Below are 20,618 nucleotides of genomic sequence, written 5' to 3' on the forward strand. Positions count from 1 at the left end.
GGCGGCTATTTCAATGCTGCGGCAATGACCGATGGAATAGCGTCAAACGCCTGCGCAACGCCTTTAGTCCTGACTTCTTCACTGCGCGTCGCCCCTTCAGCACGGACAAATTCCACTCTGTCGATACCCAGAAAACCAAAGAATCGCTGCAGGTACCTCTCCTGAAAATCCATGTCTTCGATTGGCGTACCGTGATATATCCCGCCGCGGGTTGAAACGACAATAACCCTCTTGCCGGTCGCATGCCCCACCGGGCCCGTCGGGGTATAGCTAAAGGTTTTTCCCGGCTGGGCGAGTCGATCTAACCAGGCTTTAAGCTGAGTTGAGACGGAGAAGTTATACATAGGCGCACCTATCACGATGAGGTCGCTATTGAGAAATTCGTTCACAAGTTCCCCGGACAGCGCGTGTTCGCGGACATCTTCAGCCGTCGCATCGGTGGCTATCCGCAGCGGCCGGAACCCAGCGGCAACGGTGCCGGTGAGATGGGCGATGGGGGTTTTAACGACGTCGCGATAGACCACCTTCTCTGACGCGATCTGGCGAACCACCTCTGCCGTCAGCTGACGTGAAAGTGAGAACTCGCCGTTAATGCTTGAATCTATATGCAGGATATTCATTTCTCTGTTTCCTTTGCGTCGGTTTGGGTTGCTTGTTCGATAAATTGACTCACGGCGTGCGGGTGGGAAATCATCGACATATGGCTGCTCTTAATACGCAGGACGGTGGCGTTCATGGTGCCGGCGAGCTGCTGCTGGATACCGGGAGAGAGGGCGCGATCCTCTTCGGTTATCAGATACCATGAGGGTTTTTCACGCCATGCTGCATGTTCTACCTTCTCGCTGAAGGCGATTGCCGCGATAGGCTGCTGCGTTGCCGTCAGCAGTTTTACGCGTTTGAGGGGCAGATCGTTGGCCATCGTGCGCTGATAGGCAGCAGGATCGTCCAGCCAGATTAACCCTTTTTTATCCGGGCGCATGTCGGCCATCGGGGCGTTGAGGCGGGTAAGAAGAGAGGTAACCGATTCACCGCTGTCGGGGGCAAGGGCGGAGAGAAAAACCAGTTTTTTCACCTTCGGGTTATTGCCTGCCTGAGCGATGACCGCGCCGGCCCAGGAGTGGCCAACAAGCACTACGTCCCCTTGCTGACGGTCGATGACACGCTCTGTGGCGGCGACGTCCTCTTCAAGCGAAGTCAGAGGGTTTTGCACTGCCGTGACGTGGTAGCCCCGGGTCTGCAAACGGCCTATCACTTCCTGCCAGACGGAACCATCGGTAAAGGCACCATGCACGAGGATGATGTTATTAATCCGCGCCTGCACAGACTGCGATGCAACCATGCAAAGCAAGGAAAGAAGAACGGGCAAGCGTGTCGGTTTCATAAGCGTGACGTAATTTCCTGAGAGACGTTGAATCACAGTGTAACGAGAGACGCAAAGAGGCTTGTAGTGTCTGAAATGACTGTTAACATACGAAATCAGACATTTTACTCAGGCCTGAATCATGAGAATTGCCATTTTAGCGTTACCCGGAAGCATGAAATCCGCCGTAGCTGGGCTCTGCGATATGTTCTGGCTGGCTGATGAGGTGATTGCCCAGCAGCCGGACGGCGAGGGCATTTCGCCTTTTGAGGCGTTCATCATCACGGCGGAAGGGAAGCCGGTCCCGGACGCGCAGGGGCGGCCGATCGATGCCGAAGCGAGCTTTGTTACCGGAGGAACCTTCGATCTCGTGATTGCCTGCGGGATGAAGCTTGACGAGCAGAAACGCCCGGTCTCGCCAGCGGCCGTCCTCGAGGCTGGCGCATGGCTGCGCGGCCAGTATGATAAAGGCGCGATGCTTGCGGGAGCCTGTGCCGGTGGGTTGGTTCTCGCCGAGGCGGGGATCCTCAATGGCCGGGCATGCACGACGACCTGGTGGCTTTACCATACTTTCCGCCAGCGTTATCCGCTGAGCAAACCTGTCTGGGGTAAAGCGCTGGTGCAGGATGCACGGGTTATCACATCCGGTGGCCCGCTCTCGTGGGTTGACCTGGCGCTGCATATCATCCGTCTGCACGCGGGGCAGAAGCTGGCGCGTCTGACGGCCGATATGGCCGTGGCTGACAGCCAGCCGTTATCTCAGCAGGTTTACGCGCCAGCAGGTTTTTTAAATTCAGTCCATCCGATGATAATGAAAGCGGAACATATCGTCCGGTATGAAAATCCGGCGATCACCGTAGAACAGCTTGCCCGGGCGCTGAATATGACCACTCGTACCCTTCACCGAAAAATGGCTGAGGAGATGAATGAAAGCCCTAAAAACTTTTTGACGCGCATGCGCATTGAAAAGGCAATGCGTCTCCTGGATCAACCGGGGTACGCAATAGCGGAGATTGCCAGCGCTTGCGGTTACGCTGACGACACGGCATTCAGGCGCGCTTTTACGGGGGTGACGGGCATGTCGCCCGGTCAATACCGCAAATGGATCGCCGAGCGTCATGCGGAATAGCCGCCGTTCTCACCGGCATACTCGATCCCGCCCGGCCTCCTTCGCCCGATACAGCGCCGCATCGGCGCGGGCGATGATCTCGGTGCCCGCTAACCCCTCCGCCATGCTCGCAATCCCCATGCTCACGGTGACATGGTCGCTAACGGTTGACGCGCTGTGTGGTATGGACTCCGCGCGCAGACCGTCATGAATGCGTAAGGCCACCTTTTCCGCGATGTTTTCCGGGCAATTGAAGAGGATGACCACGAACTCCTCGCCGCCGTAACGCGACACCACATCGTCAGGTGTGCGCACCGACTGCTTCAGCACCCGCGCCACGCGGGTCAGACAGTCATCGCCTGCCTGGTGCCCGTAAGTGTCGTTGTAGAGCTTGAAGTAGTCGATATCCAGCATAATCACCGAGAAGGTTTTCTTCTGCTCAACCGCGTTCTCCAGCACCACCTCCATTTTCCTGCGATTGGCGGTTTTGGTTAACGGATCCTGATGCGCCAGCGCATCCAGCCGCGAAATCAGCAGCTGATTCTGCTGGTTACGGCGCCAGGCCTCGTCAAACCAGCTCAACAGGATAAAACGTCCGCAAATCAGGATCAGCGAAAACACACTCCAGATGACGACGAAATGAAGGTTGAGACCATCATTCAGTATCCAGCTTGCTATCGGCAGGGTGATCCAGAGCGGGAGCACAAAGGCGAGCAGCCCCTCGGGGTAAAAATAGAGCGCCGTTAAACCGGCGAGTAATAAAATGACGCACAGCGGCCAGACATGAGGCAGCAGCAGCTGGGTGATAAACCAGAAGCAGGAGACCGACCAAATGGCGCTACAGATAAACAACACCACGCTAATACCGGCGATTCGCCGCCAGGCCATCAGGATCAGCGCGGCTGAGAGAATAATAATGCCGAGCATGGAGGCATCGACCATTCTCGTCAGCTGCGGCGAGTGGGGATAAAGGGGATCGCTGGCCTTAAGCAGAACGTGTCGCAGCAGGATCATCACCGCGAAGCTGATATTGACGAAGGCCAGCCACGGCAGGTTCATCGCCAGCCCGTGCATGACCATGGCATGGCGCGTTGGCCAGGTTGCCCGTTCAAGTGTCGGTTTTTTTCTTTTTTCCATTGACGCTTTTTACCCTGTCTGGCGAACACCTGAAGCAGGAAAGGGCGGACGAACCGCCCTTTTGCATGCACCGTTACGGTGTCACAATGTTAAACCAGAAATCAAACTTATCCATGTAACTAAGCATGGCATCAAGTTTCGCGCTGTCGCCACTTATTTTGACATTTCCGCTGTCCTGAGCCTGTTTCAGCGTCACTTCCTTGAGAATGATTTTATTCAGGGTGTCACGGTTGAGCGTCAGCGTTGCATCTGCATCTTTTGCTTCTGCGTTCGCCGTGTGGTTCAGCACGCCATTTTCCAGCTCGAGTTTGTACTTACCGCCATCGCTGCCCAAATCAATGTTAAACACAGATTTAGCCTCACCGGCTTTCTGGCCATTGATATGGACTGCCAGGTAGTCAAAGAACATCTCTGGCGTCATCGCGCGTACCGTATCCGGACTGGCGGTATTCGGCGTTGGACCTTTCACCACGCCGTTACGCAACTCCTGCGCACCGGTCAGGTAGAAGTTACGCCACGGGCCGGATTCGGCCTGATAGCCCAGCTGTTCCAGCGCATCCGCTTCCAGGTCACGTGCCGCCTGATTGTTTGGATCGGCAAAGACCACTTTACTCACCACCTGCGCCACCCAGCGATAGTTCCCCTGGTCGAAGTCAGTTTTCGCCTTGTTCAGGATGGCATCCGCGCCGCCCATATACTCAACGAATTTCTTCGCGCCTTCTTCCGGCGGCAGCTCATCCAGCGTCGCCGGGTTGCCGTCAAACCAGCCCAGATACAGCACGTAGGTGGCTTTGACGTCATGGCTCACCGAGCCGTAGTAGCCGCGGTTCGCCCAGGTATGCGCCAGTGAATCCGGGAGCGTAAAGTTCGCGGCAATTTCGTCGCGCGTCAACCCTTCGTTCGCCATACGCAGCGTCTGGTCGTTAATGTAACGATAGAGGTCACGCTGGCTTTTCAGCAGTTTGACCACGTTTTCGTTGCCCCAGGTCGGCCAGTGGTGTTGTGCCATGATGATTTCGGCCTTATCACCCCAGCGCACAATCGCCTGGTTAATGTATTTCGACCACGGCAGCGGCTCGCGGATTTTCGCTCCGCGCAGCGAGTAGGTGTTGTGCAGGGTGTGGGTCACGTCCTCTGCGGATTCAATAACTTTTTTCTCTTCGATATACCAGAGCATTTCCGATGGCGCTTCGGAGCCAGGCGCAAGCATAAAGTCGTAGGTCAGGCCGTCGATAACCTCTTTCTGCCCATCTTTCTCGATAATATTGGTCGGGGCAATCAGCGTGACCGTCCCGGCGGAGGTTGTTGTCCCAAGACCGGCACCCACCTGACCTTTGGCATCTGGCTTCAGCAGGTTGCCATACATATAGCTGGCGCGGCGGCTCATCACATTACCCGCCATGATATTCTCGGCAACGGCCGCTTCCATAAACCCGGCAGGGGCGTAGACCTTCACTTTACCGGACTTCACGTCCGCTTCATCCACCACGCCGCGCACGCCGCCATAGTGGTCAACGTGGCTGTGGGTATAAATGATGGCGACGACCGGTTTCTTGCCGCGATGTTTAAAATAGAGATCCATCCCGACCTTCGCCGTTTCTGCCGACACCAGCGGGTCAACCACGGTAATACCGTCTTTCCCTTCAATGATGGTCATATTTGACAGGTCAAGATTTCGGATCTGATATACGCCGTCGGTCACTTCAAACAGGCCGCTAATATTAATCAGCTGAGATTGACGCCATAAGCTTGGATTAACGGAGTCCGGTGCTTTATCGCCTTCTTTAATAAAGGAGTACTGCTGCGGGTTCCAGATGATATTGCCTTGTTCCCCTTTGATAATTTCCTGAGGAATAGGGGCAATAAAGCCTTTATGGGCGTCCGTAAAATCGGTGTTATCGGAGAAAGGAAGCTGATTAAACAGGGCGTTATTGGCTTGTTGCGTTGCGGCCGTGGCATCCTTCGGGGCTTCTGCGGCATAGGTGGAGCTAACGGAAATAACAAGTCCAGCCAGAGCAAGACTCCTGACGATCAAATTGAATTTCATCCTAACCTCTCAGTGGTGTATTACGTCGTTCGTGGAAACTTCGTGTCCTGGCTGAAAGTGGTTCAAGAAATGCAATGGGAATAAACGAGGTAGAAATAACTATAATCGGGGAGAGGCATTCAGCAAGTAAATAGATGAAAAACCGGGCATTGCGCCCGGTGCGTTATTTATTTCTGTTCGTCTTTCTTTTTCCCGAGCGTTGGCGTCTCGTCGAAGAAGTTCCACGGTTTAAGGAGGGTATGCACCCATTCCGTCGGCATGATCGGCCACTCCTCCGCGCGTGCCACGTGGGTGGTGCCGGTGGTCATCCAGACCACGTCATCCTGATCGTTGAGCGACTCGTTATCTTTGCTGTACTGACCCAGGCCGGTGTCGTGCACGGAGCGGTTCGGGAATTTTCCTTCCGGGTAGAGCTCATCCGGGTGGTAACGGGTCACCCACAGCTGTTTGTCCATAAAGCTCAGGCGATGGTAGATCCACTCGTCCGGGGCAAATTTCGCGCCGGTCGCCACCGGGTGCGTACCGCCCGCGTAAGGGATAATCTGGTACGAAACCGGGTTGCCCATGCGGTTCTCTTTACGGGTGTTGCTCAGCAGTCGAATGGTTCCCGGGTCGAACTTCTGCGCCGCCTGCTGCTCGGTATCAATATCGTACTGATTGATCTGCATGGTGCTGGTGCGCGGGCCACCGGCGGTATTCGGCTTCACTTCCGGATCCATGGCCACCAGCTTGTTGTTGATGCCGTCCACGTCCATATCGAGACGGAAGTTGTAGATGTGCTGGTGCGTGGTGCCCACGATGTTATGGTCGATCAGCGTGCCGTATTTTGTATCGTCTTTGGCGGTGGCGTCGTGCATGGTTTTCGCCTGCACGCCTTTCACCGCTTCGATACCCGTCGCGCCGGCGTCAATGCCGATGGTGCCATTTTCATGGAACACCCAGTCGAAGATGTAATCGTAATTGCCCACGGTACTCACCCAGCGCACCACCAGTTCGCGGCGCTCGGTGCTGACGTTCGGCTGGCCCATCTCCTGGTGCTTGTATTCCGGGCCCGCGTAGCGTTCGAAAATGGCGATCGCGCGCGGGATCTCCATCGGCGCGCCGGTGTAATCCGGGATGGTTTCATTGAGCATCACGGCGTTGGACGGCACGTCTTTACCGCGTACCAGCGGTGAGGTCAGGGTGCCCATGCCGTAGTCGCCGGAGTCGAGATAGGCTTTAAAGTACCAGCCCACGTCCGGATCGCCGTAAGGAACGATCATGCCGCCGAGCGACCCCTGATACATAATCTGGCGTTTTTTGCCGTTGTCGTTATAGGTGACGGTTGAGATCATCGGGCCGACGCGGGAGTCCAGGCTCAGGTGGAAATCCCAGTTCTGCCAGTGCACCATATCGCCGGTGATGGTGTAGTTCTTGCCTTCCGGCTCAATGATGTCGAGCGGTTTTTTCGGCATCTCTATACGGTCGCGGCCATCGTAGGGGCGCGGCGTCATCGGAACCGGAACAACGGCGCCTTCCTCAATCTTCTGGATTTTCTTCTGCTCAAGATCGACCACGGCCACCAGGTTTTCAATCGGGTGCGCCCAGTAGTTGCCGTCGCCAACGTCCAGATAGCTCACCACTTTCAGCAGGCGATCTTCCTGCTTCAGGCCATCTTTACCGTCGAAATAGCCGACGGTCAGCGGCGTGGTAATCACTTTTTTCGGGTCGGTGATGCCGTGTTTTTTAAGCACCTCGGCAAACTCCGTGCTGTCGTTGATGATTTGCTGAACCGCGGTGAAATCATCCAGCAGCACCATGCCGTGCGCGTCTTTCACAGGCTCCCAGCGCAGGATTTTTTTATCCTTCAGATCCACCAGGCTTTCGATAACGTGCTTTCCGTCGAGCATCACGATCTTCGCCTGACGCGGGGCATCCACCGCCGTACCGTTAAGCACAAAGTCCCACACTTTGGCTTTCTCTGGCTCAGCAAGGGCAATCTGGGTAAAGCGGGTATTCGGTTTAAAATCCGCCGAGGCTTTGACAATCTCAACGGCTTGCTTAATTTCGTCCGCCGTCAGCGCGTTTAGCGGGTGAGGGCGTTTCTCAACCTGGAAGGTCTGATCGAGGCCTGACTGGAAAACATCGTTGATAAAGGTATCGGAAATAAAGGCTTTCTTGCCTTTCATCACCACCGGCACCTCGAGCTTGAGGGTTTTACCGTTGACGATGGCGGTTTTAGCGCCCGGTTTGACCTTCACAAAGGCGCCGTCTTTTGCAATGGTGAACATCTGTGCGTAATCATCCCACTGAACGTCGGCGCCAAAGTCCTGCAGCGTTTTGTCCATCGGGACCATATGCGCCTCACTGCCGTGGGCGAAAACAGGGGATTGCCAGGCGCAACACAGCGCAACGGCCATAGCCAGCGCCGTTCTACGGGCAGAAAAAGAAGAATTGCTTCCCATCGTAGACCTCATCTTGTTGTGTTTATTGTGTTGTGACAGCCTTATCCTGACAGGCGCCTGAGAAAAGCGTTTGCCTGCATCTGCCAGATTATTTGTCAGCCTTGCCAGGTTAAAAAAAGAGCGGGGGTAAATCACATGCCGGGCCATTTCCCCTCCCCATTGAGGCTGAGGGAACCCCACAAATGATGTCAGCACAGACGGCCCCCTCTCCCTTGAGGGAGAGGGCTGGGGTGAGGGGGAACATACGGCACTGGTGGTCATTCCGTTCACTTTATGTTCCTAGCTACTCTGTAACGACATGGCCTGTGAACGTGCCAGGGTGGCTCAGTCGCCACCACCCTGGCGACCCGGGCTCCCGGCGGTAAATCGCCGCTGCGCGGTACCTTCGGCTTATTCCTTCCGGCTTATCGGGTACGGGCGGAGGTAACATCCCTGTAAAGCCCGCCCTCTCGGCGCATCCCGGCGCCTCGCCCCGGCCGGAAGGCAAACGCCTCAGCGATTTACAGCCGGACCAGGGCATCGCTGAAGGCCCTCAGCCATTCTAAAAGCAGCGTTATTGCTTCTGCTTGCACATTACTTGAGAGCGCTCAGCCATTGTGGAGAGGATGAGGAGCAGGGAACTTAGCTGAAATCACCCTGCTGGCGCGCCACCAGCGTCAGAATGGAGTAGAGCGCCACGGCCTGCTGGTGCTGGTTGAAGATCTCAACCGCCCACTCCACCACGCCCGTCGGTTTTTCCTCCGCGGTACGCTGTTTCTTCAGCGTTTTACGTTTGCAGGTCAGACGCACCTGAATGGTATCGCCCGGTTTAACCGGCTCGATAAAGCGCAGGTTCTCCATGCCGTAGTTAGCAATGACCGGCCCGACGCCCGCATCAACAAACAGCCCTGCTGCGGCAGAAATCAGGAAGTAGCCGTGCACCACGCGCTCGCCAAAGATCGACTCTGCCGCGCCGATCTTGTCCATATGGGCGTAGAAGTGGTCGCCGCTCAGGCAGGCAAAGTTCACGATGTCCGCTTCCGTGAGGGTGCGGCGCGGCGTCAGCAGGCTGTCGCCCGGATGCAGCTCCTCAAAGTATTTGCGGAACGGATGCACGCGATCTTCCTGCACCGCTGCGCCACGCACCCACTGTTTGCCGATGGCGGCCAGCATGGTCGGACTGCCCTGAATCGCGGTGCGCTGCAGGTAGTGCTTCACCGCGCGCAGACCGCCCAGCTCTTCGCCACCGCCCGCGCGGCCCGGGCCGCCGTGCACCAGCTGCGGAAGCGGGGAACCGTGGCCGGTGGACTCTTTCGAGGCTTCCTCGTTGAGGATCTGAATACGCCCGTGGGCGCGCGCCGCGCCGAGAATAAACTGGCGGGCAGTGTCCAGGTCTGCGGTGACCAGCGTACCCGCCAGGCTGCCGCCGCCCGCGCGGGCAAGCTGCATCGCGTGGCGTGCGTTGCGATACGGCATCAGCGTCGCAACGGGGCCGAAGGCTTCGGTTGAGTGCACTGCCGGGGTTTCATCCGGCTGCGGGCAGAACAGCAGGGTCGGTGGGAAGAACGCGCCCGCGGCCTGCAGATCCGCTTTGCCACCCAGACGGATCTGGCAGCCTGCGGCGATCAGTTGCTCCACTTTCTCCTGCACGTCCGCACGCTGTTCGGCGTTGACCAGCGCGCCCATCTTTACCCCTTCCTGCGCCGGATCGCCCACAACCACCTTTTCCAGCCGGGCAACCAGCGCCTGGCTCACGGCGTCAATCTGGTTTTGCGGGACGATAATGCGGCGAATGGCCGTACATTTCTGCCCGGCTTTGGCGGTCATCTCGCGCACCACTTCCCGAATGAACAGGGCAAACTCCGGCTGCTCCGGCGTGACGTCTTCCCCCAGCACGCAGCAGTTCAGGGAGTCGGCTTCCATGGTGAACGGAATCGAATTCGCCACAATATTCGGGTGCACGCGCAGGCTTTGCCCGGTGCTGGCGGAGCCGGTAAAGGTCACCACGTCCTGGCTGTCGAGCTGGTCGAGCAGATCCCCGGCGCCGCCGCAGATCAGGCTGATGGCGCCGTCCGGCACCAGCCCGCTGTCGACGATGGATTTCACCATCGCCTGCGTCACCTGCGCGGTAGCGGTAGCGGGTTTGATGATGGCGGGCATGCCGGCAAGCCAGGTCGGGGCCAGCTTTTCCAGCATCCCCCAGCAGGGGAAGTTAAAGGCGTTGATGTGCACCGCCACGCCGGATTTGGAGGTCAGCACGTGGCGCGCCGCAAAGCCGCCTTCTTTTGACAGCGGGATCAGCTCGTCTTCCGGCCACACGGTGTCATCCGGCAGCTCGCGGCTGCCAAGGCTGGCGTAAGTGAAGAGGGTGCCGATCCCGCCTTCGATATCGACCCAGCTGTCCGCCTTCGTCGCTCCGGTCTGGGCGGACAGGGCATAAAACGTCTCTTTCTCGCTAAGCAGGTGCTTTGCCACCGCCTTCAGCATGGCCGCGCGTTCGATAAAGGTCATCGCGTGAAGCGCTTCGCCGCCACGCTCAATCGCATAGCGACGGGCGGCCGCCATGTCCAGCCCTTCGCTGGTCACGCTCCACAGCGCTTCGCCACTGATGGCGTGATGAATAGTGCGTTCGCGGCCCCGGCCAGACTGCCAGGTACCGGATAAGAAGCTGGCTAACTGCTGCATCGCTTATCTCCAAATGTTACGTAATTTACCCATTAATAGTTTGATCATGAATCATAAAAATCAAGCTGAGTTTTAATGAATTGTTAACATTGTGATCCGCTCTGATGAAACGTGGCGCGCGAGGACGCTTTGCAGTACGCCTGCAGTAAAAGCCTTGCGAGCGATATCACAAAACAAGGAAACAATTCTTGGGGTTATATTTAACCTTTGTGTAACTTTTAAAAAACAAAGTGATTCAACATTACGCTTTAATTTGCAAACTAACGAATCATAAAGGTGATGACGTGATGCAAGAACAACGGTTTGAGCAGCGCATAGCGCAGGAGACGGCGATTGAGCCTCAGGACTGGATGCCTGACGCCTACCGTAAAACGTTGATCCGCCAGATTGGTCAACATGCGCACTCCGAAATTGTCGGCATGCTCCCGGAAGGGAACTGGATCACCCGCGCCCCGACGCTGCGCCGAAAAGCGATCCTGCTGGCGAAGGTGCAGGACGAAGCCGGACACGGGCTCTATCTATACAGCGCGGCGGAAACGCTGGGCTGCGCGCGGGAAGACATCTACCAGAAGATGCTCGACGGCAAAATGAAGTACTCCTCCATCTTCAACTATCCGACCCTGAGCTGGGCCGATATCGGCGTGATCGGCTGGCTGGTGGACGGCGCGGCCATCGTCAACCAGGTGGCGCTGTGCCGAACCTCCTACGGTCCCTATGCCCGCGCGATGGTGAAAATCTGTAAAGAAGAGAGCTTCCACCAGCGCCAGGGCTTTGAAGCCTGCATGGCGCTGGCGCAGGGGAGCGAGGCCCAGCGCCAGATGCTGCAGGACGCCATCAACCGCTTCTGGTGGCCGGCGCTGATGATGTTCGGTCCGAACGACGACAATTCGCCGAACAGCGCCCGCAGCCTGGCGTGGAAAATCAAACGCTTCGGCAACGACGAGCTGCGCCAGCGCTTTGTCGACAACACGGTGCCGCAGGTGGAGATGCTGGGCATGACGGTGCCCGATCCCGACCTGCGTTTGGATGAAGAGAGCGGTCATTATCGCTTCGGCGAGATCGACTGGCAGGAGTTTGACGAGGTCATTAACGGGCGCGGCATCTGCAACCACGAACGCCTGGCCGCCAAACGCAAAGCCTGGGAAGAGGGGGCGTGGGTGCGGGAAGCCGCACTGGCGCACGCGGAAAAACAACACGCCCGCAAAGTGGCTTAAGAGGAATCACGATGAGCAATGTCTACTGGCCGCTGTACGAAGTGTTCGTACGCAGCAAACAAGGGTTATCCCACCGTCACGTGGGCAGTCTGCATGCCGCCGACGATCGCATGGCGCTGGAAAATGCGCGTGATGCCTACACCCGCCGCAGCGAAGGCTGTTCTATCTGGGTGGTTAAGGCGAGCGAGATTGTCGCCTCCCAGCCGGAAGAGCGCGGCGAGTTCTTCGACCCGGCGGAAAGCAAGGTTTACCGCCATCCGACGTTCTACACCATCCCTGACGGCATCGAGCACATGTGAGGCAAAGAATGAATTCAGTGACTGCCTATGCCCTGCGTCTGGGCGATAACGGTCTGGTGCTCTCCCAGCGTCTCGGCGCCTGGTGCGGCCACGCGCCGGAGCTGGAGATCGATCTCGCGCTCGCCAATATCGGCCTCGACCTGCTGGGCCAGGCGCGCAATTTCCTGACCTATGCCGCGGAGCGGGAAGGCCAGGGCGATGAAGACACGCTGGCGTTTGGCCGCGACGAGCGCCAGTTCCGCAATGTGCTGCTCGTGGAGCAGCCGAACGGCAGCTTCGCCGACACGATTGCCCGCCAGTACCTGATGGATGCCTGGAACGTGGCGCTGTATGAACGCCTGACCCAAAGCCGCGACGGCCAGCTTGCCGCCATTGCCGCCAAAGCGATTAAAGAGGCGCGCTACCACCTGCGCTTCAGCCGCGGCTGGCTGGCGCGTCTGGGCGACGGGACCGAAACGTCCGCGCAAAAAATGCAGCAGGCCATCGACAACCTGTGGCGTTTTACGGCCGAGCTGTTTGAAGCTGATGACGTCGAACGGGAGCTGATTGAGTCCGGCGTGGCGGTTGACCCGCGCCTCCTGCGTCAGCCGTGGGAAAGCGAAGTGTATGCCGGTCTGAATGAAGCCTGCCTGCAGGTGCCCGCAGAGGTGGCGTACCGCACCGGGGGCAAGCAGGGGCTGCACACCGAACATCTGGGCCCGATGCTGGCGGAAATGCAGTATCTCCAGCGCGCGTATCCCGGTCAGCAGTGGTAAAGGAGAACGCTATGCAACGCCTCGTCGACATCGCGCCCGCGCAAATCCCGCAGATCTGGGCGCTGCTAAGCCAGATCCCGGACCCGGAAGTGCCGGTGTTAACCATCACCGATTTAGGCATGGTGCGCAGCGTGAAGGCGCAGGGGGAAGGCTGGGTTATCGGCTTCACGCCAACCTACTCGGGCTGTCCTGCAACGGAACATCTGCTGGGGGCGATCCGCGATGCGATGACCGCGCACGGCTTTACCCCGGTGCACATTGTACTTCAGCTTGAACCCGCCTGGACCACCGACTGGATGACCGCCGACGCGCGCGAGCGCCTGCGGGCGTACGGCATCAGTCCGCCGGTGGGGCATAGCTGTCACGCGCACGCGCCGGTGGAGGTGAGCTGTCCGCGCTGCGCCAGCACCGACACCTCGCTTATCAGTGAATTTGGCTCGACGGCCTGCAAAGCGCTCTACCGCTGCAATTCCTGCCGTGAGCCCTTCGACTATTTCAAATGTATTTGAGGCTGCCATGACAACGTTTCATTCATTAACAGTGGCAAAAGTGGAACCCGAAACCCGCGACGCGGTGACCATTACCTTTGCGGTGCCGCAGGCGCTGCAGGAGGCCTACCGCTTTCGTCCCGGCCAGCACCTGACGTTAAAAACGACGCTTGGCGGAGACGAGCTGCGCCGCTGCTACTCCATCTGCCGGAGTACCGCTCCGGGCGAAATCAGCGTGGCGGTCAAAGCCATCGACGGCGGGCGCTTCTCCCGCTATGCCCGGGATGAGATCAAAGCGGGCATGGCGCTGGAGGTGATGGTTCCTCAGGGGCAGTTTGGCTACCAGCCGAGGGCTGACCGCGAGGGCCACTACCTGGCAATTGCGGCAGGCTCGGGGATCACCCCGATGCTGGCGATTATCTCCGCGACGCTTGAGACCGAACCGAACAGCCATTTCACCCTGATCTACGGCAACCGCAGCAGCCAGAGCATGATGTTCCGCCAGGCGCTGGCGGACCTGAAGGACAAATACCCGCAGCGGCTGCAGCTGGTCTCCATCTTCAGCCAGGAGCGGCTGGACAGCGATCTGCTCTTTGGCCGCATCGACGGGGAAAAACTGCAGGCGCTGGCGAAAACCCTGATCAACTTCCGCCAGTATGACGAGGCCTTTATCTGCGGCCCGTCGGCGATGATGGACGACGCCGAAGCCACGCTGAAGGCGCTGGGGATGCCGGACAAATCCATTCACCTTGAGCGTTTTAACACCTCCGGAATCACCGTTAAGCGCGCGGTGCACGTACAGGCGGAAGGCCAGAAAGTGACCGTGCGCCAGGACGGGCGCGACCGTGAAATCACCCTGACGGCAGATGATGAAAGTATTCTCGATGCCGCCCTGCGTCAGGGCGCGGATCTGCCGTATGCCTGCAAGGGCGGCGTCTGCGCCACCTGTAAATGCAAAGTGCTGCGCGGGAAAGTGGACATGGCGACCAACTACAGCCTGGAGCCGGACGAGCTGGCCGCCGGGTATGTGCTGAGCTGCCAGTCGCTGCCGTTAACCGCCGACGTGATTGTCGACTTCGACGCGAAGGGGATGGCATGAGCGAACTTATTGCTACCCGTCATGGCCGCGTGCTGCAGCTGACGCTCAACCGTCCGGCGGCGCGCAACGCCCTCAACAACGCGCTGTTAACCCAGCTTGCTGAACAGCTTGAGGCCACCGCCGTGGATGCCGACATTGCCGTCTGCGTGATTTACGGCAGCGAGCGCTGCTTTGCCGCCGGGGCCGATCTCAACGAAATGGCGGAGAAAGACCTGTCTGCCACCCTGAACGATATTCGCCCACAGCTGTGGGCACGCATTAACGCGTTCAGCAAACCGCTGATCGCCGCCGTGAACGGCTTCGCGCTGGGCGCGGGCTGCGAGCTGGCGCTGCTGTGCGACGTGGTGATTGCCGGTGACAACGCCCGTTTCGGCCTGCCGGAAATCACGCTCGGCATTATGCCCGGCGCGGGCGGCACCCAGCGTCTGATTCGCAGCGTCGGGAAATCCCTGGCCAGCAAAATGGTGCTGACGGGCGAGAGCATAACTGCACAACAGGCGCTGAGCGCCGGGCTGGTGAGCGATGTTTTCCCGGCAGCGCTGACGCTGGAGTATGCCCTGAAGCAGGCGGCCCTGATGGCGCGCCACTCGCCGCTGGCGCTGCAGGCGGCGAAACAGGCGCTGCGCCAGTCTCAGGAGGTACCGCTCCAGGCCGGGCTCGCGCAGGAGCGCCAGCTGTTTACGCTGCTTTCCGCCACCGAAGACCGCCGGGAGGGCATCGACGCCTTCTTACAAAAACGCACCCCCGACTTTAAAGGACGCTAATTGTGGAATTTATTCTCAGTCATGTAGAACAGGGCGTGATGACCATTACGCTGAACCGTCCGGAGCGTCTGAACAGCTTCAACGACGTGATGCACCAGCAGCTGGCCGAGTGCCTGAAACAGGCCGAGCGTGATGACACCGTGCGCTGCCTGCTGATCACCGGGGCAGGGCGCGGCTTCTGTGCTGGTCAGGATCTGAACGACCGCAACGTCGACCCCAACGGCCCGGCGCCGGATCTGGGGATGTCCGTTGAGACCTTCTATAACCCGCTGGTTCGCCGCCTGGCAAAGCTGCCGAAACCGGTCATCTGTGCCGTTAACGGCGTGGCGGCAGGTGCGGGGGCCACGCTGGCGCTCGGGTGCGACATGGTGATTGCGGCCCGTTCCGCCAACTTCGTGATGGCTTTCAGCAAGCTCGGCCTGGTGCCGGACTGCGGCGGTACCTGGCTGCTGCCGCGCGTGGCGGGACGCGCCCGCGCCATGGGGCTAGCGCTGCTCGGGGACAAACTCAGCGCCGAACAGGCGCAGGCGTGGGGGATGATCTGGCAGGTGGTGGATGACGAGCTACTCTCCACCACGGCGCAGCAGATGGCGCTGCATTTTGCGTCGCAGCCGACCTTCGGGCTGGGGCTGATCAAGCAGGCCATCAACGCTGCAGAAACCAACACCCTGGACGACCAGCTCGATCTGGAGCGCGACTATCAGCGTCTGGCCGGACGCAGCGACGATTACCGCGAGGGCGTCAGCGCCTTCCTGGCGAAGCGCGCGCCGAACTTTACGGGGAAATAAGATGCTCAATATACGGACTGTCGCCGTGATCGGCAGCGGCACGATGGGCGCAGGGATTGCCGAAGTCGCCGCCAGCCACGGTCATCAGGTGCTGATCTACGACATTTCCAGCGATGCGATATCGCGCGCCATCGACGGGATCCGCCAGCGTCTGGCCTCCCGGGTAACGCGCGGAAAACTCTCCGCCGATGCCGGGAGCCAGATCCTGGCCCGGCTGGTTCCCGTCACGGATATCGACGCGCTCTGTGCGGCCGATCTGGTCATAGAAGCGGCCTCAGAGCGTCTGGAGGTGAAAAAGGCGCTGTTTGCTCAGCTGGCTGAGATCTGCCCGCCGCAGACGGTGCTGACCAGCAATACCTCTTCCATCTCCGTCACGGCGATTGCGGCGGACGTCCACCACCCGGAGCGGGTCGCAGGGCTGCACTTCTTTAACCCGGCGCCGGTGATGAAGCTGGTGGAGGTGGTCAGCGGGCTGGCGACCTCTGCGGAAGTGGCCGACGCGCTGTGCGAGCTGGCGCTGAACTGGGGCAAACAGCCCGTTCGCTGCCAGTCAACGCCGGGGTTCATCGTCAACCGCGTCGCCCGTCCGTTCTATTCCGAAGCCTGGCGCGCGCTGGAAGAGCAGGTTGCCCCGCCGGAGGTGATTGACGCCGCCCTGCGGGAAGGCGGCGGCTTCCCGATGGGGCCGCTGGAGCTGACCGACATGATTGGTCAGGACGTGAATTTTGCGGTGACCTGCTCGGTATTTAACGCCTTCTGGCAGGAGCGTCGTTTTCTGCCTTCGCTGGTGCAGCAGGAGCTGGTGCTGGCAGGAAGGCTGGGCAAAAAGAGCGGGAAGGGCGTGTACGACTGGCAGGGTGACAAACCTGACGTGCAGTGGGTTGAGTCGGTGAACGACAGCTATAGCCCGATGCGCGTGGAAAAAAGACGTGACGGTGTCACGGAAATAGATGATGTCTATCTGGTTGAAACGCAGGGCGAGACTGCGCAGGCGCTGGCGCTGCGGCTCAACGGCCCGGTGGTGGTGGTCGACCGGATTGAGCGTGACGTGGCGGTCATTGCCGCCGCCGCCAGCAACCCGTATACCGCGACGCAAAAAGCCATCCGCTACCTGCAGCAGCAGGGGCATCGGGTGGTGCAAATTGCCGATTATCCCGGCCTGCTGATCTGGCGGACGCTGGCGATGATTGCCAACGAGGCGCTGGATGCCCTGCAAAAAGGGGTCGCCAGCGAGAAGGACATCGACACGGCCATGCGCCTGGGCGTGAACTACCCGAGCGGGCCGATCGCCTGGGGCGAGCGCCTGGGCTGGCAGCGCCTGCTGACGCTGCTGGAGAACCTGCAGCGTCATTACGGCGAAGAGCGCTATCGCCCCTGTTCACTGCTGCGCCAGCGCGCGCTTCTGGAGAGTAGCTATGAGTCATAACGCCTGGCATAACGCCCGCACCATGTACGAACGGGACGCCTGCGCGCAGGCGATGGGGATGGACATTGTCGAGATGGACGAGGGCTACGCGGTGGTGACCATGACCATCACCCCGCAGATGCTGAACGGCCATAAAACCTGCCACGGCGGCCAGCTTTTTTCGCTGGCGGATACCGCCTTTGCCTACGCCTGCAACAGCCAGGGGCTGGCGGCGGTAGCCTCCGGCTGCTCGATTGATTTTCTGCGTCCGGGCTTTGCCGGGGACACGCTCACCGCCACCGCGCGGGTGAAGCACCAGGGCAAGCTGACCGGCGTGTATGACATTGAAATCCAGAACCAACAACAGAAAACCGTCGCCCTTTTTCGCGGAAAATCTCACCGCATCGGCGGCAGCGTGACAGGAGAGACAGATGCGTGACGCATTTATTTGTGATGGCGTTCGAACCCCGGTGGGGCGCTACGGCGGCGCGCTTGCCGCAGTCAGAACCGACGATCTCGGTGCCGTGCCGCTGCGCGCGCTGCTGGCCCGCTACCCGCAGCTCGATCTGGAGCGGATTGACGACGTGATTTTCGGCTGTGCCAACCAGGCGGGGGAAGATAACCGCAACGTGGCGCGCATGTCGTCCCTGCTGGCCGGGCTGCCGCAGACGGTGTCCGGGACCACCCTTAACCGCCTGTGCGGTTCCGGGCTGGACGCGATTGGTTTTGCCGCGCGCACCATTAAGGCGGGCGACGGCGACCTGCTGATCGCGGGCGGCGTGGAGTCGATGTCCCGCGCGCCGTTTGTGATGGGCAAAGCCACCGCCGCGTTTCAGCGTCAGGCGGAGATCTTCGATACCACCATCGGCTGGCGATTTGTGAATCCGCTCATGCATCAGCAATTCGGAACTGACAGTATGCCGGAAACGGCAGAGAATGTAGCTGAATTGTTAAATATCAGCCGTACCGATCAGGACGCGTTCGCGCTGCGCAGCCAGCAGCGTACCGCGCAGGCGCAGCAGAACGGCGTTCTGGCGCAGGAGATTGTGCCGGTGCTGGTGCCGGGCAAAAAAGGGGCAGTCACAGCGTTCAGCGTGGATGAACATCCGCGCGCGGACACCACGCTCGAGCAGCTTGCCGGTCTGAAAACGCCGTTCCGTAAGAACGGAGTGGTTACGGCGGGAAATGCCTCCGGCGTCAACGACGGCGCTGCGGCGCTGATCGTCGCCAGCGAGAAGATGGCGCTGGCACAGGGGTTAGTCCCGCGCACGCGGATCGTGGCGATGGCGACGGCGGGCGTGGAGCCACGTCTGATGGGGCTCGGCCCGGTACCGGCCACTCGCAAGGTGCTGGAGCGCGCCGGACTCAGCATTAACGATATGGACGTGATCGAGCTTAACGAAGCTTTCGCCGCGCAGGCGCTGGGCGTGCTGCGTCAGCTGGGCCTGCCGGATGATGCCGCGCACGTCAACCCGAACGGTGGCGCGATTGCGCTGGGCCACCCGCTGGGCATGAGCGGTGCCAGACTGGCGCTGGCCGCGAGTAACGAACTGCACCGACGCGGCGGGCGCTACGCGCTGTGTACGATGTGCATCGGTGTGGGTCAGGGCATTGCCATGATCCTTGAGCGTGTTTGAGCATAAAAACAATGTGAGTACCCTACAATGACAAATACAACAAAGCTTGATCCGATTGAAACGGCCTCCCTTGACGAGTTACAGGCGCTGCAGACCGAACGTCTGAAGTGGACGCTGCATCACGCCTACAGCAACGTGCCGATGTACAAACGCAAGTTTGATGCTGCGGGCGTTCATCCTGACGATTTCAAAGAGCTGGCGGATATCCGTAAGTTCCCGTGCACCACCAAGCAGGATCTGCGGGATAACTATCCGTTCGATACCTTCGCCGTGCCGATGGAGCAGGTGGTGCGCATTCACGCGTCATCCGGCACCACCGGCAAACCGACGGTTGTCGGCTACACGCAAGGCGACATTGATAACTGGGCCAACCTGGTGGCGCGCTCCCTGCGCGCGGCGGGCGGCAGCGCGAAGGACAAAATTCACGTGGCGTATGGCTATGGCCTGTTTACCGGCGGGCTGGGGGCGCACTACGGCGCCGAGCGTTTAGGCGCGACGGTGATCCCGATGTCCGGCGGCCAGACGGAGAAGCAGGCGCAGCTGATCCGCGATTTCCAGCCGGACATGATCATGGTGACGCCATCCTACTGTCTCAACCTGATTGAGGAGCTGGAACGTCAGATGGGCGGCGATGCCAGCACCTGTTCCCTGCGCGTGGGCGTCTTCGGCGCCGAGCCGTGGACGCAGGCCATGCGCCGTGAAATTGAAAAACGCTTAGGGATTACGGCGCTGGACATCTATGGCCTCTCCGAAGTGATGGGGCCGGGCGTGGCGATGGAGTGTATCGAAACCGTCGACGGCCCGACCATCTGGGAAGATCACTTCTACCCGGAGATCGTCAACCCGAACGACGGCACGCCGCTGGATGACGGTCAGCAGGGCGAACTGCTGTTCACCACGCTGACCAAAGAGGCGCTGCCGGTGATCCGCTACCGCACCCGCGACCTGACGCGTCTGCTCCCGGCAACCGCGCGCAGCATGCGCCGTATGGACCGCATCAGCGGCCGCAGCGACGATATGCTGATCATTCGCGGCGTCAACGTCTTCCCGTCACAGCTGGAAGAGGAAATAGTGAAGTTCGAACACCTTTCTCCGCACTACCAGCTGGAGGTGAACCGTCGCGGACATCTTGATTCACTTTCCGTGAAGGTGGAGCTGAAAGAGAGCAGCCTCACGCTGACGCACGAGCAGCGTTGTCAGGTGTGTCACCAGCTGCGCCACCGCATTAAGTCGATGGTGGGGATTTCCACCGACGTGACGATCGTGAACTGCGGCAGCATCCCGCGCTCAGAGGGGAAAGCCTGCCGGGTGTTTGACCTGCGTAAAGCGGCGGCCAACGGTTAAGTTTTCCCACACCCCGGCCCTCTCCCTTTGGGAGAGGGTTAGGGTGAGGGTCCTGTGCTATGATT

The 20,618-nt window shown here is 59.6% G+C and carries 18 protein-coding genes; 12 read left to right on the forward strand and 6 right to left on the reverse strand.

The annotated features are described in order from the left end of the window. Positions 1 to 5: 5 nt before the first annotated feature. Together AC0TNG_RS17195 and AC0TNG_RS17200 are read right to left on the reverse strand one after the other, a co-directional pair. Positions 6 to 620 carry an FMN-dependent NADH-azoreductase gene (locus tag AC0TNG_RS17195; protein WP_090417119.1) on the reverse strand — a complete coding sequence of 205 codons (615 nt, stop codon included), beginning with the start codon at positions 618 to 620 and terminating at the stop codon, positions 6 to 8. Beyond that, positions 617 to 1,381: an alpha/beta fold hydrolase gene (locus tag AC0TNG_RS17200; protein WP_473712807.1), complete on the reverse strand. Its 765-nt coding sequence runs from the start codon at positions 1,379 to 1,381 to the stop codon at positions 617 to 619. Before AC0TNG_RS17200 ends, AC0TNG_RS17195 begins: the two co-directional genes overlap by 4 nt. Before the next feature lie 121 nt (positions 1,382 to 1,502). On the opposite strand from AC0TNG_RS17200, the gene AC0TNG_RS17205 reads away from it, so the two are divergent. Continuing rightward, a complete protein-coding gene (locus AC0TNG_RS17205; RefSeq protein ID WP_473712808.1) occupies positions 1,503 to 2,489 on the forward strand; it encodes a GlxA family transcriptional regulator in 987 nt (328 codons plus the stop codon). Between the two features lie 9 nt (positions 2,490 to 2,498). Here the strand turns inward: AC0TNG_RS17205 and AC0TNG_RS17210 are convergent, their stop codons facing one another. The 4 genes from AC0TNG_RS17210 to paaZ form a co-directional block, all read right to left on the reverse strand. Beyond that, positions 2,499 to 3,605 (reverse strand): GGDEF domain-containing protein, encoded by a 1,107-nt coding sequence (locus AC0TNG_RS17210; protein WP_473712809.1) that lies wholly within the window; start codon positions 3,603 to 3,605, stop codon positions 2,499 to 2,501. A 73-nt stretch (positions 3,606 to 3,678) separates the two neighbouring features. Next, on the reverse strand, positions 3,679 to 5,652 hold the full coding sequence (locus tag AC0TNG_RS17215; protein ID WP_473712811.1) for an alkyl/aryl-sulfatase: 1,974 nt from the start codon (positions 5,650 to 5,652) through the stop codon (positions 3,679 to 3,681). Positions 5,653 to 5,819: 167 nt separating this feature from the next. Continuing rightward, positions 5,820 to 8,096, reverse strand: a complete 2,277-nt coding sequence (gene tynA / locus AC0TNG_RS17220; RefSeq protein ID WP_248164335.1) for a primary-amine oxidase — start codon at positions 8,094 to 8,096, stop codon at positions 5,820 to 5,822. A 621-nt stretch (positions 8,097 to 8,717) separates the two neighbouring features. Then, positions 8,718 to 10,760, reverse strand: a complete 2,043-nt coding sequence (gene paaZ / locus AC0TNG_RS17225; RefSeq protein WP_473712813.1) for a phenylacetic acid degradation bifunctional protein PaaZ — start codon at positions 10,758 to 10,760, stop codon at positions 8,718 to 8,720. Between the two features lie 284 nt (positions 10,761 to 11,044). Between paaZ and paaA the strand changes: the two genes are divergently transcribed. From paaA to paaK, 11 genes are read left to right on the forward strand one after another with little or no spacing between them, the layout of a single operon-like run. Continuing rightward, complete coding sequence (gene paaA / locus AC0TNG_RS17230) at positions 11,045 to 11,974, forward strand: 1,2-phenylacetyl-CoA epoxidase subunit PaaA (protein WP_473712814.1); 930 nt, start codon at positions 11,045 to 11,047, stop codon at positions 11,972 to 11,974. A gap of 11 nt (positions 11,975 to 11,985) precedes the next feature. Continuing rightward, positions 11,986 to 12,273 carry a 1,2-phenylacetyl-CoA epoxidase subunit PaaB gene (gene paaB, locus AC0TNG_RS17235; RefSeq protein WP_008502380.1) on the forward strand — a complete coding sequence of 96 codons (288 nt, stop codon included), beginning with the start codon at positions 11,986 to 11,988 and terminating at the stop codon, positions 12,271 to 12,273. Between the two features lie 8 nt (positions 12,274 to 12,281). Continuing rightward, on the forward strand, positions 12,282 to 13,028 hold the full coding sequence (gene paaC, locus AC0TNG_RS17240; protein ID WP_473712815.1) for a 1,2-phenylacetyl-CoA epoxidase subunit PaaC: 747 nt from the start codon (positions 12,282 to 12,284) through the stop codon (positions 13,026 to 13,028). An 11-nt stretch (positions 13,029 to 13,039) separates the two neighbouring features. Beyond that, a complete protein-coding gene (paaD, locus tag AC0TNG_RS17245) occupies positions 13,040 to 13,537 on the forward strand; it encodes a 1,2-phenylacetyl-CoA epoxidase subunit PaaD (protein ID WP_473702459.1) in 498 nt (165 codons plus the stop codon). Positions 13,538 to 13,544: 7 nt separating this feature from the next. Further along, positions 13,545 to 14,615 carry a 1,2-phenylacetyl-CoA epoxidase subunit PaaE gene (paaE, locus tag AC0TNG_RS17250; protein ID WP_473702460.1) on the forward strand — a complete coding sequence of 357 codons (1,071 nt, stop codon included), beginning with the start codon at positions 13,545 to 13,547 and terminating at the stop codon, positions 14,613 to 14,615. Further along, on the forward strand, positions 14,612 to 15,379 hold the full coding sequence (gene paaF, locus AC0TNG_RS17255) for a 2,3-dehydroadipyl-CoA hydratase PaaF (RefSeq protein WP_208763843.1): 768 nt from the start codon (positions 14,612 to 14,614) through the stop codon (positions 15,377 to 15,379). Before paaE ends, paaF begins: the two co-directional genes overlap by 4 nt. Further along, the gene (gene paaG / locus AC0TNG_RS17260) at positions 15,379 to 16,167 is read left to right on the forward strand and encodes a 2-(1,2-epoxy-1,2-dihydrophenyl)acetyl-CoA isomerase PaaG (protein WP_473712938.1); all 789 of its coding nucleotides are present in this window, start codon (positions 15,379 to 15,381) and stop codon (positions 16,165 to 16,167) included. The genes paaF and paaG overlap by 1 nt, the downstream gene beginning before the upstream one ends. A gap of 1 nt (position 16,168) precedes the next feature. Next, positions 16,169 to 17,593, forward strand: coding sequence for a 3-hydroxyacyl-CoA dehydrogenase PaaH (paaH, locus tag AC0TNG_RS17265; RefSeq protein WP_473712816.1), 1,425 nt, complete (start codon positions 16,169 to 16,171; stop codon positions 17,591 to 17,593). Beyond that, entirely contained in the window at positions 17,583 to 18,011 is a 429-nt protein-coding gene (gene paaI, locus AC0TNG_RS17270; RefSeq protein ID WP_219368611.1) for a hydroxyphenylacetyl-CoA thioesterase PaaI, read from the forward strand. The genes paaH and paaI overlap by 11 nt, the downstream gene beginning before the upstream one ends. Continuing rightward, positions 18,004 to 19,209, forward strand: a complete 1,206-nt coding sequence (gene pcaF, locus AC0TNG_RS17275; RefSeq protein WP_473712817.1) for a 3-oxoadipyl-CoA thiolase — start codon at positions 18,004 to 18,006, stop codon at positions 19,207 to 19,209. The genes paaI and pcaF overlap by 8 nt, the downstream gene beginning before the upstream one ends. A 27-nt stretch (positions 19,210 to 19,236) precedes the next feature. After that, the gene (gene paaK / locus AC0TNG_RS17280) at positions 19,237 to 20,553 is read left to right on the forward strand and encodes a phenylacetate--CoA ligase PaaK (RefSeq protein ID WP_024908034.1); all 1,317 of its coding nucleotides are present in this window, start codon (positions 19,237 to 19,239) and stop codon (positions 20,551 to 20,553) included. Positions 20,554 to 20,618 lie beyond the last annotated feature (65 nt).

It is taken from the genome of Enterobacter sp. PL_is514, assembly GCF_055816715.1.